We start from the raw sequence: 14,740 nt of genomic DNA, 5'->3' as shown, positions 1-14,740 counted from the left end.
AGTTAGAGTGCTCGGGATAGATGAGTTTATTTTTTACCAATGGCTATACCAAAGCCAACACAGGCACAACCTCCTTGAAATCATAAGCAGATTAAATAATAGCTAAATTAAGCAAGCATACATTTTGTACTTGTTACTCTAGTTATACATCAAAACAGAGGTAAGCCAAAGGTTTATCGTTCTATTTTATTAATCAATTAGATTCATACAATCAATTTTAACGTTTTAACAAAATTCATTAAAATGAAGGCATAAACCAAGCAGCATATTTAAAGGAAGGCTCACTGTGAAATCTCAAGACCCTACATCCAAAAAAACTTTCAATAAAACAGCATTGATAGCTGAAGGGGGCGGTCAGCGAGGAATTTTTACAGCAGGTGTGCTTGATGCATGGCTTGAGCATCAATACGACCCATTCGACTTATTTATCGGCACATCGGCAGGTTCACAAAACCTCACGAGTTTTTTAGCACGTCAAAAAGGCTATGCTAAACGCCTTATTCGTGGTTTATCACGTCATAAACAATTCTTTCAACTTGGCAGAGGGCTTCTTGGTAAAAGTATTGTGGATCTTGATTGGTACTTTGATAAAACGACTGAGTTTAACCGTGCCCTGGACTTTAAAACGGCTAAAATAAGTTTAGGTAATAGAGAGTTACTGATCACAGCTACAAATTCACGTGATCGTAAACCCTACTTTTTAACCCCAACTGGTGAGGGTAAGCAATGGCGAGACTTACTTAAAGCTTCAAGTGCTTTACCTTTTTTATATAAACAAGGAGTTAGATTAACGCCTTGGCTTGATAAACCCGCTGCAAATGAAGCATCAGAATGCAGAGAGTGTACTTTTACGAATGATGATTTCTTTTTAGATGGCGGGCTTGCTGCGCCGTTGCCTGTTAAAGAGGCCTACAATCGTGGTGCACGCAAGATAGTTGTTATTCGTACTGTCGATGCTAGTTTACCGGTGCAATCAGCATGGGTAAATAAACTGAGAACGTTTGTATGTGCATCAGGCTATTGCCCTAAAACCATCGATTATTTATTACAGCATGAACAAGCTTATTTGGATGAACTCAAATTTATTGAAAATCCGCCTGAAGATGTCGAAATAATCCAAATTTTTGCGGATAGTAAATTACACAGCAAATTACTCGGCAGTACTAACAGTGATTTACGAAACGATTATAAATTAGGTATAGCTGCAGGGAATCAATATTTAATTGAGCAATACCAACAAACACAGACAGATCAAGCTCTGTATGGTTAATACCTATTAATGAACAAAATGTTATACAAAGGCCTTGTGTATTTTATAAATAAAGATAAAGTGAATATAGTTAAATATTCTTAAATAAAGAATTTATATTCCCTCTTTGTTTCATAAAAATAATAAAGGCAAAGTATGTTCGATTTGATAGTAGGCACCATAAATAACTTTTTGTGGGGTGAAGGGCAAATACTCATTTACATCTTGTTGTTTACGGGTATCTGGTTTTCAGTGCGTTTAAAGCTTATTCAAATCTTAAAATTTAAGCACATGTTCTCATTATTGCGCGGTAGCAGTAAGTGCAACAAAGATGATATTAGTTCATTTCAGGCACTTTGCACTGGCTTAAGTGCTCGTGTAGGAACCGGTAACTTAGCTGGAGTTGCCGTTGCTATATCACTTGGCGGCAGTGGTGCAATTTTTTGGATGTGGATGATTGCCATTTTAGGGATGGCCACTGGCTTTGCCGAAAGCGTATTAGGGCAAGTATATAAAGTACGTGATAGTAACGGCGAATTTAGAGGCGGGCCAGCCTATTATATTCAACAAGGCATTGGCAGTAAAACACTCGCAATCGCCTTTGCTCTGTGTTTATTCTTAGGTTATGGTTTTACCTTTAGCGCAATGCAAACAAACACCATAACCGATGCACTAAATTACGCGTTTGAAATTCCAACCTTTTATTCTGGCATTATTATTACTATTCTTGCGGGGTCAATTATACTCGGCGGCTTTAAAGCAATTGCCCGTTTTGCAGAGCGCGTTGTGCCCATCATGGGCATTGTGTTTGTATTAGCCGCAGTGATCATAACCGTTATAAATATCAGCGAAGTACCTGCAATGCTTAAAGATATATTTTTATCAGCATTTGGCCTACAAGAAGCGGGTGCAGGCGCAATGGGCGCAGCCATTAAAAACGGTATACAACGCGGGCTTTATTCAAACGAAGCGGGTGCGGGTAGTGTGCCCCATGCATCAGCAAGCGCAACGCCAATTCCAAACCACCCCGTTACCCAAGGTTATATTCAAATGTTGGGAGTATTTTTCGACACCATAGTGTTGTGTAGTTGTACTGCCGTGATCATATTACTAGCTGATATAAATATTAGCGGAGAAATGGAAGGTATACGCCTAACGCAAGAAGCTATGACCGCGCATTTAGCGCAAGGCGGCGTGTATTTTGTTGCTGCAGCCATTACTTTATTTGCCTTTACCTCGGTTGTTGCAAACTACGCATATGCTGAAAGTAACCTGCACTTATTTAAACTCGATAACAAACTCGGGCGCGGTATTTATACTTTGTTGTATTTATCAATGATGCTCTGGGGCGCATCGGCTACATTAAAAGAAGTATGGTCATTAGCTGATGTAGCACTTGGCTTAATGACTGTCGTTAATGTAATTGCTATTATAATATTAACGCCAACAATACTCGCAGTAACTGCTGATTATAATAAACAAAGGTCGCAAAACGCAGAGCCAGAATTTAACGCAGATAAGGTTAAAATTCAGGGTAAAACAGAAAAAGGCATTTGGCATTAATCCATAATAATAAGTTTTAATTTGCATAACTATGCACTTTAAACGCTAAAGTAAAAGCTAAGATATTGAATGATTGAGATACATGCAGGCAAAACGGCTGCAAGAATAATAAACGAACAAGGCTTAAAACCTGAGCTATTTACATCATTTTTAGGCGCAAGCGGTGGGCCTAAATGGTTTACTTTATTTGGTTTAGATAAATACCTATTTGGTGAATTTTTTAAAGGTAGAACACAGCAATTAAACTTAATTGGTTCATCTGCCGGTGCTTTTCGTGCAGCCTGTTTTTCACAAAAAGACCCAGTAGCTGCCATAACTCGGTTAGCAAAATCGTACAGTGAAACTCGTTACTCAACCAATAAACCATCTTCAGAAGAAATAACTCAAAAAGCTCGCGCCTTACTTGAAGAGGTTTTTGGTGATAACGGCGTTGCTGAAATCATTAATAACCCTGTTTTTAAATCACATTTTATTGTAGCAAAATCAAATGGTTTAGTAGCAAGTGAGAAAAAAGCATTACAGTTATTGGGTTTAACTAAAAGCTATTTGAGTAATCGCGTACATCGCCGATTTTTAACCAAGCAGTATGAGCGTTTTATATACCAAGCGCCAAACAGTGATTTTACTATTAAAGACAGTTATAAATTTAAAACCACACAATTAGATTTAACCACTGATAATTTAAAAGATGCATTATTAGCATCGGGTTCAATACCCCTTGTAATGCAAGGCATAAAAAATATCGCCGGCTCACCACCTGGTATGTACCGCGACGGCGGAATTATTGATTACCACTTTGATTTAAAGATAAATAATCCAGGTTTAATTTTATATCCACACTTTAACTCAACGCCAAAAGCAGGGTGGTTCGATAAAAGTTTAAAACGTAATGTCGACCCTGGAAATTACGATAACGTAGTCATGATTTCACCATCACAAGAATTTGTCGCGGGCTTACCTTACGGAAAAATTCCAGACAGAACCGACTTTACAGATCTCGATGCCGACACACGAATTAAATACTGGCGCACAGTATTCAGCGAAACCGAAAAATTAGCAGAAGCATTGGATAAACAGTTAAACAACACGTTAAAACTCATTCCATATCCTTAGGTATTATTGATAGGGTAATTGCAATTGCTTATTTTTATGATTCAACTATCATTGAACTAGTTGATTTCGAATGAAGAAACATCATGTTATGGCTTTTAGCACAATAGATTTACTTGAAAACGAAAAGCAAAGCATAGCTTATGAAAAACGTACGCGCTATGTGGAAATTGTCGCAAAAGCATTAGCGCTTGGCTGTATTTTACTTTCCTTTTTATCTGTCTCAGGTTACATTTTTTCCGCACCACAATTATATAGGCCGATAGTCGGGGGCTCAGCAACGCACCCACTTACTGCAATTACAATTATACTCATTGGTTTCAGTGTCTTTTTAGAACATAAAAAAAACTTTACAATTTTAAATCCCTTGTTGGCAATCGCTGCATTAATTACGTCACTCATGGTGATCTGTGATATTACTTTTAATACTACTCTTACTAGTAAAATTACACCCTTTTCAGAAACTATACGTTCAGAAGTGAGTGCTGGCTTGTCTAATTCAATGGGCATAAATACAGCGATCATGATGGTTTGTTTATCCTGCGCATTGTTATTTGGTAGTTTGAATAAAGTAATGATTGCGCAATTTACAGCTTTTGTCGGTTTAGCTGTGCCAATGCTGTCAATCATTGGATATGCCTATGGTATTGAAAGTTTCTTTGGGAATATGTCAATACTAAAAACGACCTATGGTATTTTTCTTGGCCTAAGTGTTTTGTTTATTCATGCAAAATATGGTGCTGTACATGCATTATTATCACCGCATATTGGTGGGCGGATCGCACGATTTCAAGTACTAATAGGGTACTTTGTTCCAATAACAATTGGCTATTTATTTATTCAGTCATTGGTTTCAGTAAAACTAGAAGATTTGTTTGGTTTATACGTTGTTGTGATTTCATGGTTTATAATTTTATTGATTATTACGAGTGCAATATTTCAGGAAAAAATTGATGAGAAAAGGCGCGCTGCAGAATTGGCATTACTACAAGCGGCAACACATGACAGTTTAACGGGGATAGCTAACAGACGTTACTTTATGAATTTAGCCCATAAAGAATTTCAGCAGAATGTAAAGACTACAGCTGAAACTTATATATTAATGATGGATATTGATCACTTTAAATCTGTGAATGATAAAGCAGGCCATACAATTGGTGACAAAGTTTTAATTGCCATCGCCAATACATTAAAAAACAATGTAAGAGAGATAGACTCTGTCTGCAGGTTGGGTGGTGAAGAGTTCGCTGCTCTAATGCCAAATACGGATCAAGGTGGTGTAGAAAAAGCAGCTGAGAAAATAAGAGCAGCTATAGAGAGAACAGATATCCCTGGATACACTGAAATTTATGGCCAAGTTACAACATCGATAGGTATTGCAAAAGCTGAACAAAACGAAAGTATTGATACTGTTTTGACAAATGCTGATAAAGCACTTTATTTAGCAAAAGAGTCTGGTCGGAATAAATCCATATTGTATATAGCATAAGAGTTGTAAAACAAAGTTGCATGGGATATTTGGATAACGTGAAGTTAATAAGTTTGATTTTTGAAGATGAAATCTAAGTTATGAATAACAACCCATAAATTACGTTATGTTAAATTGGTTTAATTAAATTAAAGTGGGCGTAATCATACGAACTAGCCCACTTTTAGAAGGGTTTTAAAGGCTTAATTTAGCTCAGAATCTAGCCAAAATTTAGTGCCTTTTAATACAGCTTGTAATGCAAGGCCATTTTCGGTTAAAGAATACACTGTAACTTGATCTGCAATGGCTTCAGCAGCTATAGCTCCACCTTGATTTTGGTATTTTGCGGCTGCATCTGCATTTCCACCGAATGCCCAGCCATTTTCAATAAACCGATTAATTGCGTCTTGATTATGAAAAACCATAACAACATTAAAGTCTTTAACACCTAAGCCAAGTCCTAAACCGGCCTCACCCATATTCATATAAGTCGATTTTCCAGTAAGGTTATTTTTTACCACACCGTAACCACCACCAAAACTGGCAAGTACAACATTTACATTGGCGTTATCAAATACAGCATAACCAGCAGAACCTGCAATTTGCTGTTTCACATCGGGCTTTTGTGTATATAATTTAGCTAACGTATCTGCACGCATGTTTTGTACTAAATTACGTTTTTCATTTGGCGAAGCGCTACCTGTTGTAGCACACCCAGATAAAACTAAAGTTAGTGTAACTAAACTTAAAACAATCAAATTTTTCATATGCTTTCCTTGAACACCGGACAATAGCAATAACTAAACAACAGTTTGCATTAGTTTAATGTCCAATACTAGACAGTATCGGACTTAAATATTAAACTGTAACTAATTTATTTTAATAGAAATTAGCTCAATATGCTTGTTGCTTTGGTCGATACATTAAAACAATTACGGTATCAAATTGCTCATCTTGAAGATGATACGTTGCAATCAGAATACCCAGAACTTAACACCTTTATACAGCAGATTGGCTTGACTGTGGCTGAATCAAAAGATGATCTGGTATTTTTATATCAATTTTTATATGTATACGGCCGAAAATCTGAAGCGACCTATAATCGTTTTCGTAATGAGCTTGAGCGATTTTATTTATGGTCTTGGCTTGTGGCCGAGAAGTCAGTTTTCGAATTAAAGCGTGAAGATATTGAAGGTTATGTGGATTTTATGGTTGAGCCCGACTCAGCCTGGGCAACTACCTCTGTACAATGGCGCTATAAAGATGAGCAAGGAATACGAAGGCTGAATGAAAATTGGCGCCCTTTTATGCGCAAAGAATCAATTGCGAGCCAACAAACATTAGCTGCTATGTTTACTGCACTGAACGTATTTTATAAATTTGCAATTTTAGAAGAAAAAACATTCGCAAACTTTGTTCCTGTTGTTAAAAAGAATAGTCCATATTTGGTTGTTCAATCGCAGATTAAAATACCAGACACATTAAGTGATATACAATGGGAGTATGTTTTTGGTGTTACCCGCGATAAATGTGAACAACAACCTAACTTTGAAAGAAATCTTTTTACTTTAGCCTGTTTAAAAGGTTTATATCTACGTATTTCAGAATTATCAGAGCGCCCACAGTGGTCACCGGTAATGTCACACTTTTGGCAAGACAACGACGGCTTTTGGTTTTTGCGAATAATGGGCAAAGGTAATAAATTGAGAGACGTTACTTTAAGTGAAGATTTTATAGAATACTTAAAACGATATAGGTTATACAGAGGGTTAACTGCCCTGCCCCGTGTTGATGAATCAGATCCACTTGTTCATAAAATTCGCGGTCAAGGTGGCATGACTGTTCGCCAAATTAGAAGACTCGTTCAACAAAGTTTTGATCTTGCAAAGCAATCGTTATTAGATGATGGTTTTACGGATGATGCAGAACAATTAGAATCGGCAACTGCACATTGGTTACGTCATACTGGCGCTACCCATGATGCACAAACGAGACCGTTAAAACATTTATCTGAAGATTTGGGTCATGCGAAAATAGCGACGACAGATCAAATATATATTCAAACGAATATAAAAGAGCGCGCAAAATCTGGAATTAAAAGGAAAATTTGATGGAATACTTTGTATTAGCAAGTGTTGGCTTAGCTTTTTTGGTCTATTCAATTTCTATCAGACAGCTGGAAGTAGTTGAAGTAACCGGCCCGATGTTTTTTGTTTTAATAGGGATGCTGATTGCTTTTTTTATCCCTGACACTTCTGGAGATGCAAAATACTTTAGTGCTGATCTGAATAAGCTATTACCCTTAATAGAATTAACCTTGAGCATATTTTTATTTACTGACGCTGCAAAAACCAAGCTTTCAGTTTTAAAGCATAGTTTTCAATACCCTAGCCTATTATTATTTTTAGCATTGCCACTCACATTGTTTTCAGGAATTGCGGTTGCGAGCTTTATGTTTACAGAGCTAACATTAGTGCAAGCTGCGTTGATTGCAATTATTTTAACCCCCACAGATGCGGCATTAAGCAAAGGTATTCTAAATAGTAAGCATGTACCAGAAAAAATACGTGAAGGGATAAATACTGAAAGTGGATTAAATGATGGTTTATGTGTTCCAGTTTTTTTACTTTTAATGTTGCTGGCACAAGAGCCTACAACATCGATTTCAATTTCATCGGTAGCGGAAGTTTTTGCGCGTGAACTTGGTTTAGCAATAGTTATTGCTATAACTGCCATGGGCGTTTTTATACCTATGATAAAGTTTGCGATGCAACGTCATTATTTTTCAAATAATACCAGTCCATTTTTAGTTATAGGTATGGTAATAACAATTTTCTCAATTGCGCAAAGTGTTCACAGTAGCGGGTTTATTGCTGTATTTGTGGCGGGTTTAATTTTTGATAGATTTACAGAGCAAGGCTTAAGAGAAAAGCTTGTTGAAGACAGCGAACATATTGCGGACTTCATCGGTTTGTTAATTTGGTGCTTATTTGGTTTTGTGTGTAGTTATATAGTTCTTCCAAATTTAAATTGGCAAGTTGCCCTTTTTGCAATGTTGAGTGTAACCATTTTACGAATTATACCGGTGATGTTAAGTTTACAATTTACCAAGTTAAAAATAAAAGAGCGGTTTACTTTTGCTTGGTTTGGCCCGCGAGGTTTAGCGTCGATCGTTTTTACAATGATGGTGATTGATACACAAATTGAAAATAAGTTTCAGGTTGCTACTATTGCGATGACAACTATTTTATTGAGTGTGTTTATTCATGGTATGAGTACTAAACCAATTGCTGACAGCTATTCTAATAAATGAAATTAAAAGGCGCTAAGTAAACCTTATCGCCTTTTAAAATTAAAAATATTTAAAGTATTTTGGCAAGTAACTCAATGGGGTGCTTGGGTTTAAATTTTTCGTAGCGCTTTACCTGACTACGACATGAAAAACCAGTTGCGAGTAATTGCTCTGGCTTATGTTTACTTACAACACCCTGCCAACTCATATTATATAGAGCACGTGAGTTTTCTTGATTTTGTACTTCGTGACCATACGTGCCGGCCATTCCGCAACAACCCGTTGCCGTTGTATTTAATTGTAAACCTAGATCAGAAAAAATGGTTTGCCATACAGTTGCTGCACTTGGCATTGCCGTTGTTTCAGTACAATGACTTAACAGTGTAAAGTTAGTTTCATTTTTTATTTGATCAGCAAATGGTTTGAATGATTCTTTAGCCAGCCATTCATGAGCAAGTGCTACCTCAAAGTCACCTCTATCATCACCCAAAATAGAGTTATACTCATCTCGGTAACACATTACTAATGATGCATCTAAACCGACAAGAGGCGCATTTATTTCTGAAAGTGAATTTAAAAATTGTGCTGCATTTTTTGCAGTTGTTTTAAACTCATTTAAAAAACCTTTAACGTGTTGTGGTTTTCCATTTGGTTTAAACGGTAATAAAATAGGTTTTTTACCAAGCGCAGTAATCACTTTTATAAAGCTTTCGACTAGCTCAGCTTCGTAAAAACTCGTGAATGGATCTTGTACAATTAATACATACTCATTTTGTTGTTCTGCACTAAGCGTTGATAATTTATCAAAATTAAATCTATGTTCTTTGTTAATGCGTTTGTCTAAACGAGGTGAGCTTAAAGTGGGTGTATCAACATACCCGACAGTTTTTTCAATTAACTTTGATACAATTTTAGTATTCACAATCGGATTTATTACACTTGAAAACTTAGCCATAACAGGTGCGCTATTTTCAATATTTCCAACTAAATAATCTTTTAATGGACGGGCGTAATAACTATGATAATAATTTAAAAAACGCGATCTAAAAGTGGGCACATCTACTTTTATCGGGCAAGCTGTTGTACATGCTTTACAGGCTAGGCATTCATCCATTGACTCTTTTACTTCATGAGAAAAGTCATACACACCTTTGGTTTTATCTCGGCTGTGTTGATAGCGTTCCCACCAAGTAATAACTTCTCCTTGGTTAAGCTGCTTTTCGACTTCAAGTAAATCAATATTTTTAGATTCTTGCAAACGTAACCATTCACGCATTAAACCCGCACGGCCTTTTGGTGAGTAACGGCGATCACCCGTTACTTTATATGAAGGACACATTGGTGAGTTTTGATCATAATTAAAGCAAATACCGTTACCGTTACAGGTCATTGCATTGTTAAAACTGGTTTTAACGTCAATAGATATTTGCTTATCAAACCAAGATCTTTTTTGACCATCAACACTTACAAGTGAGTCTTCACTTTCTATAGGAGTGCATATTTTACCGGGGTTTATTCTGTTTCGTGGGTCAAAAGCAGATTTTATAATACGCAATTGATTAAATAAGTGTTCGCCAAAAAACTCAGGGCCGTATTCACTTCGATAGCCTTTACCATGCTCTCCCCACATTAGGCCACCGTATTTAGCTGTAAGCTTTACAACCTCATCGGAGACCACACGTAAAAGTTTTTCTTGCTGTGGATCACACATATCAAGTGCGGGCCTAACGTGTAGAACCCCCGCATCAACGTGACCAAACATACCATATTGTAAATTATGGCTATCAAGCAAAGCCCTAAACTCAACTATAAAATCAGCTAAGTTCTCTGGTGGTACCGCTGTATCTTCAGCAAAGGCTAATGGTTTTTGCGAACCTTTAACATTACCAAGCAAACCAACTGATTTTTTACGCATGCCGTAAATTTTTAAAATATCGGACTTATCACTGGTAAGTTGATATCCAATAACACCATTTTTTTGATGTAGAACACATTCATCCAGTAAACGACACAAGGTGTCTACTTTATCTTTGATATCTTCAGGTGAGACGGCATTAAACTCAACCATATTGAGCCCTTGCATATCTTTATTTTCAACATCGGTTATTAAGTCCGATACTGAATGCCATACTATATCTTGACGGGCTAAGTTAAGTACTTTGCTATCTACAGTTTCAACTGATGTAGCGCGCGCATCAACTAAAAAAGGTGAATGGCGAAGTGCTGAATCAAAACTATCGTATTTTATATTGATTAGCGTTTTATATTCAGCAATAGGTGTAATGTTTAATTTAGCTTCAGTAACTATGCCAAGAGAGCCTTCTGAACCTGTTATTAAACGGCTCATGTCAAATGTAAGTAAGTCATCACTTAGGACATGTTCTAGGTCATAGCCAGTTAAAAATCGATTAAGGCGAGGAAACTTATCTAATATTGCGTCGCGATTATTTAAAGCTACATCAATTACCGTTGAGTATAAATTACCAATAACAGTGTCTTGCTCAGCAATCAGTTGAGCTTTATCAATATCAATTGGCGTGGTCGACATTTTAGTACCATCAACTAAATACGTTGTTAACCCTAAAACATGATCGCTGGTTTTACCGTATACAAGTGAACCTTGGCCTGAAGCATCTGTATTAACCATGCCGCCAATTGTTGCTCGATTACTTGTTGATAAGTCTGGTGCAAAAAAGAAACCATAAGGCCGTAAAAAATCATTTAATTGATCTTTTATAACACCGGTTTGCACGCGTACCCAACCTTCTTCAGCATTTATTTCTAATATCTCACGCATATAACGTGATAAATCGATAACAATTCCAGGCGTTAATGACTGCCCGTTTGTGCCTGTACCACCACCGCGGGGACCAAAAGTTAACGATAAATAGGGATCATGTGATGCTGTTTGCAGCGCTATTTGAATATCTTTTTCAGTTTTAGGAAAAATAATACCTTGCGGTATTTGTTGGTAGATACTGTTATCTGTAGCAGCAGTTAAACGTGAAGCATAACTGGCATCAGTATCACCAGTAAAACCTTGTTTAGTTATTGTTTTTAGGTAAGTTGCGACTAAATCAGTCGCGGCATCTTGTTGACTTATAGTTGCTATCATGACGGTGATAAATTAAGACATTTGTTTAATTATATCACGCTAACATTCAAAATAAGTTGAAGATTTTACAGTTTGTAACACTCTTTTTATCGTATTTAGACGGTGGTTTATTATACTGGTTATAATGCAAATTTGGAGGTTACGATGAAAAAGTGTTTGTTAATAATTGTTGGTAGTCTCTTTATGATTTTGGGACTAATTTTTGCGGTTGTGCCAGGCCCTTCTTTGATATTTTTTATTGCTGGGTTATTTTGTTTTTCGTTTTACTACCCTAAAGCCCGTCATTACTTGAGCCTATGTCAAAAGGCGTTATCTAAGTCTTGCGCTTTTTTAGACAAAAAATTTGCTAGATAATGTACATACCAAGAATAAAAATGCCAGCGTAAACGCTGGCATTTTCAATAGTAAGTAATTATTTACTTTCTAATTTTTTAGCAAGGTATAACCAAGTTTCAAGTACTGTATCCGGGTTAAGTGAAACAGAGTCTATGCCCTGTTCAACTAACCAAGCTGCAAAGTCTTCATGATCTGAAGGACCTTGACCACAAATACCTACATACTTGCCTTTTGCTTTTGCTGTTTGAATAGCCATTGATAATAGCTTTTTAATAGCTGGGTTGCGTTCATCAAATAAATGAGCAATTAATCCAGAGTCACGGTCAAGACCTAATGTTAGCTGTGTTAAGTCATTCGACCCGATTGAAAAGCCATCAAAGTATTCTAAAAACTCTTCAGCTAATAAAGCATTTGAAGGAAGCTCACACATCATGATTACTTTTAAGCCATTTTCGCCACGTTTAAGGCCATGCTCTTCAAGTAGTTCAATTACACGTTTACCCTCTTCAAGTGTACGTACAAATGGGATCATGATCTCAATGTTGGTCATATCCATCTGATTACGAACACGTTTAATAGCTTCACATTCTAGAGCAAAACAGTCACGGAAATCTTCCGAAATGTAGCGAGCAGCTCCACGGAATCCGATCATCGGGTTTTCTTCTTCCGGTTCGTATTGCTGACCACCTACTAAGTTTGCATATTCGTTTGATTTAAAATCAGACATACGAACGATTACGCGCTCTGGTGCAAATGCACAACCTAGTGTTGAAATACCTTCAACTAACTTCGAAATATAAAACTCTACCGGCGAATCATAGCCAGCAATCATATCAGTGATTTCGTCTTTTAATGCATCAGTTTGAGCATCAAAGTTTAATAGTGCTTTAGGATGAACCCCAATCATGCGATTAATAATAAACTCAACACGGGCCAAACCAACACCTGCGTGTGGTAGACGTGCAAAATCAAATGCACGATCAGGATTACCTACATTCATCATGATTTTCATTGGTAATTCTGGCATTTTATCAACACGAGAGGTGAGGATTTCGAAATCTAAAATACCTTCGTAGATAAAACCAGTATCGCCTTCAGCACAAGAAACAGTGACTTCTTGACCCGCTGTGATTAAGTCGGTTGCATTACCACAACCGACAACAGCTGGAATACCCAGTTCACGCGCAATAATCGCAGCATGGCATGTACGACCACCACGATTAGTAACAATCGCTGCAGCACGTTTCATGATAGGTTCCCAATCAGGGTCTGTCATATCAGTAACTAAGATATCGCCAACCTGTACTTGGTCCATTTCAGCAATTGAATTGAGTACGCGAACAGTACCAGAACCAATTTTGTGACCAATAGCGCGACCTTCAACGACAACGTTGCTCGAGCCGTTTAATTGAAAGCGCTCCATAACGTTTGTATCTTCATTAGAACGAACTGTTTCTGGGCGTGCTTGTACAATATAAAGTTTGCCGTCGTTACCGTCTTTAGCCCACTCGATGTCCATCGCGCGGCCATAGTGTTTTTCAATGATCACTGCTTGCTTAGCAAGTTCTTCTACTTCAGCGTCTGTTATTGAGAATTTGTTTGAAAGCGCGTTATCAACATCTACAATTTCAACTTGTTTGCCATGGGCTTCGTCAGCTGAATAGATCATTTGAATTGCTTTAGAGCCGATATTACGGCGAACAACTGAAGGCTTACCTTTTGCAAGAGTTGGTTTATGTACATAGAATTCGTCTGGATTAACAGCGCCCTGTACAACCATTTCACCTAAGCCGTAGCTTGATGTTACAAATACTACATCTTCAAAACCAGACTCAGTATCAATACTAAACATTACGCCTGACGATGATTTATCAGAACGAACCATACGTTGAATACCAGCAGATAACGCAACGCCTCGGTGATCATAGCCCTGGTGAACTCGGTATGAAATTGCGCGGTCATTAAATAATGAGGCAAAAACATGCTTAATGGCGACCATTACCGAGTCAATACCACGAACATTAAGGAAAGTTTCTTGCTGGCCTGCAAAAGAAGCGTCTGGCATATCTTCGGCAGTTGCAGATGAACGAACTGCAAATGAAACGTCGGCTGCGGCATCACCATGTAATTGGCTGTATGCTTCGCGGATTGCTTGGTCTAAATTAGGCTGGAATGGTGTGTCGATTATCCATTGACGGATATCAGCACCAACTTTGGCGAGTGTATTTACATCATCTACATCGAGTGTGTCTAGGATGTCATGAATTTTTGCATTGAGTCCTGATTGCTCTAAAAACTCATTAAATGCATCAGCTGTTGTTGCGAAGCCACCTGGGACTTGAACACCAGCGTTTGCTAGGTTTGAAATCATTTCACCGAGTGAGGCATTTTTACCACCAACACGTGGAACATCTTGCATACCAAGCTCTTGATACCAGAGAACGTATTCTTGCACGGGATCTTTCTCCAAAAAACAAATTGTAGTATTAACTGTGAGAGTTAAGAAAGAAAACCTTCTAAAAAGGTCACCTTCATTCTACACTGGCAACAGTCCATACGTAAACCGTATGAAGCCCCAATTTACGTGAATAGGTAATAAAAAGGTTA

10 protein-coding genes are annotated in these 14,740 nt (G+C 37.4%); 7 read left to right on the top strand and 3 right to left on the bottom strand.

Annotated features, from left to right (window positions below; genetic code table 11):
- The first annotated feature begins 286 nt into the window (after window positions 1-286).
- From ACHUE3_RS01695 to ACHUE3_RS01680, 4 genes are all read left to right on the top strand, one after another.
- Entirely contained in the window at window positions 287-1,270 is a 984-nt protein-coding gene (locus ACHUE3_RS01695) for a patatin-like phospholipase family protein (protein ID WP_394189548.1), read from the top strand.
- A 135-nt stretch (window positions 1,271-1,405) separates the two neighbouring features.
- The gene (locus ACHUE3_RS01690; protein WP_394189546.1) at window positions 1,406-2,812 is read left to right on the top strand and encodes an alanine/glycine:cation symporter family protein; all 1,407 of its coding nucleotides are present in this window, start codon (window positions 1,406-1,408) and stop codon (window positions 2,810-2,812) included.
- Between the two features lie 69 nt (window positions 2,813-2,881).
- Complete coding sequence (locus tag ACHUE3_RS01685; RefSeq protein ID WP_394189544.1) at window positions 2,882-3,925, top strand: patatin-like phospholipase family protein; 1,044 nt, start codon at window positions 2,882-2,884, stop codon at window positions 3,923-3,925.
- 70 nt (window positions 3,926-3,995) lie between these two features.
- Window positions 3,996-5,411, top strand: coding sequence for a GGDEF domain-containing protein (locus ACHUE3_RS01680; protein WP_394189542.1), 1,416 nt, complete (start codon window positions 3,996-3,998; stop codon window positions 5,409-5,411).
- A 182-nt stretch (window positions 5,412-5,593) separates the two neighbouring features.
- Here the strand turns inward: ACHUE3_RS01680 and ACHUE3_RS01675 are convergent, their stop codons facing one another.
- Entirely contained in the window at window positions 5,594-6,157 is a 564-nt protein-coding gene (locus tag ACHUE3_RS01675) for a lipid-binding SYLF domain-containing protein (RefSeq protein WP_394189540.1), read from the bottom strand.
- A gap of 132 nt (window positions 6,158-6,289) precedes the next feature.
- Here ACHUE3_RS01675 and ACHUE3_RS01670 point away from each other — a divergent pair, with 132 nt between their 5' ends.
- Both ACHUE3_RS01670 and ACHUE3_RS01665 read left to right on the top strand, forming a co-directional pair.
- Window positions 6,290-7,501: a tyrosine-type recombinase/integrase gene (locus tag ACHUE3_RS01670; RefSeq protein ID WP_394189538.1), complete on the top strand. Its 1,212-nt coding sequence runs from the start codon at window positions 6,290-6,292 to the stop codon at window positions 7,499-7,501.
- Window positions 7,501-8,703 carry a cation:proton antiporter gene (locus ACHUE3_RS01665; RefSeq protein ID WP_394189536.1) on the top strand — a complete coding sequence of 401 codons (1,203 nt, stop codon included), beginning with the start codon at window positions 7,501-7,503 and terminating at the stop codon, window positions 8,701-8,703. The genes ACHUE3_RS01670 and ACHUE3_RS01665 overlap by 1 nt, the downstream gene beginning before the upstream one ends.
- A gap of 49 nt (window positions 8,704-8,752) precedes the next feature.
- Here ACHUE3_RS01665 and ydiJ read toward each other — a convergent pair whose 3' ends face one another.
- Window positions 8,753-11,797, bottom strand: a complete 3,045-nt coding sequence (gene ydiJ, locus ACHUE3_RS01660; protein WP_394189534.1) for a D-2-hydroxyglutarate dehydrogenase YdiJ — start codon at window positions 11,795-11,797, stop codon at window positions 8,753-8,755.
- Between the two features lie 144 nt (window positions 11,798-11,941).
- Between ydiJ and ACHUE3_RS01655 the strand changes: the two genes are divergently transcribed.
- Window positions 11,942-12,151: a PGPGW domain-containing protein gene (locus ACHUE3_RS01655; RefSeq protein ID WP_394189532.1), complete on the top strand. Its 210-nt coding sequence runs from the start codon at window positions 11,942-11,944 to the stop codon at window positions 12,149-12,151.
- 58 nt (window positions 12,152-12,209) lie between these two features.
- Here ACHUE3_RS01655 and ppsA read toward each other — a convergent pair whose 3' ends face one another.
- A complete protein-coding gene (gene ppsA, locus ACHUE3_RS01650) occupies window positions 12,210-14,588 on the bottom strand; it encodes a phosphoenolpyruvate synthase (RefSeq protein WP_394189530.1) in 2,379 nt (792 codons plus the stop codon).
- Window positions 14,589-14,740: the final 152 nt, after the last annotated feature.

This window comes from Pseudoalteromonas atlantica (assembly GCF_043641955.1).
GTDB classification, from domain to species: Bacteria; Pseudomonadota; Gammaproteobacteria; order Enterobacterales; family Alteromonadaceae; genus Pseudoalteromonas; species Pseudoalteromonas atlantica_A.
The sequence above is the reverse complement of the archived record's forward strand: the minus strand, read 5'-3'. Positions and strand labels throughout refer to the sequence as shown.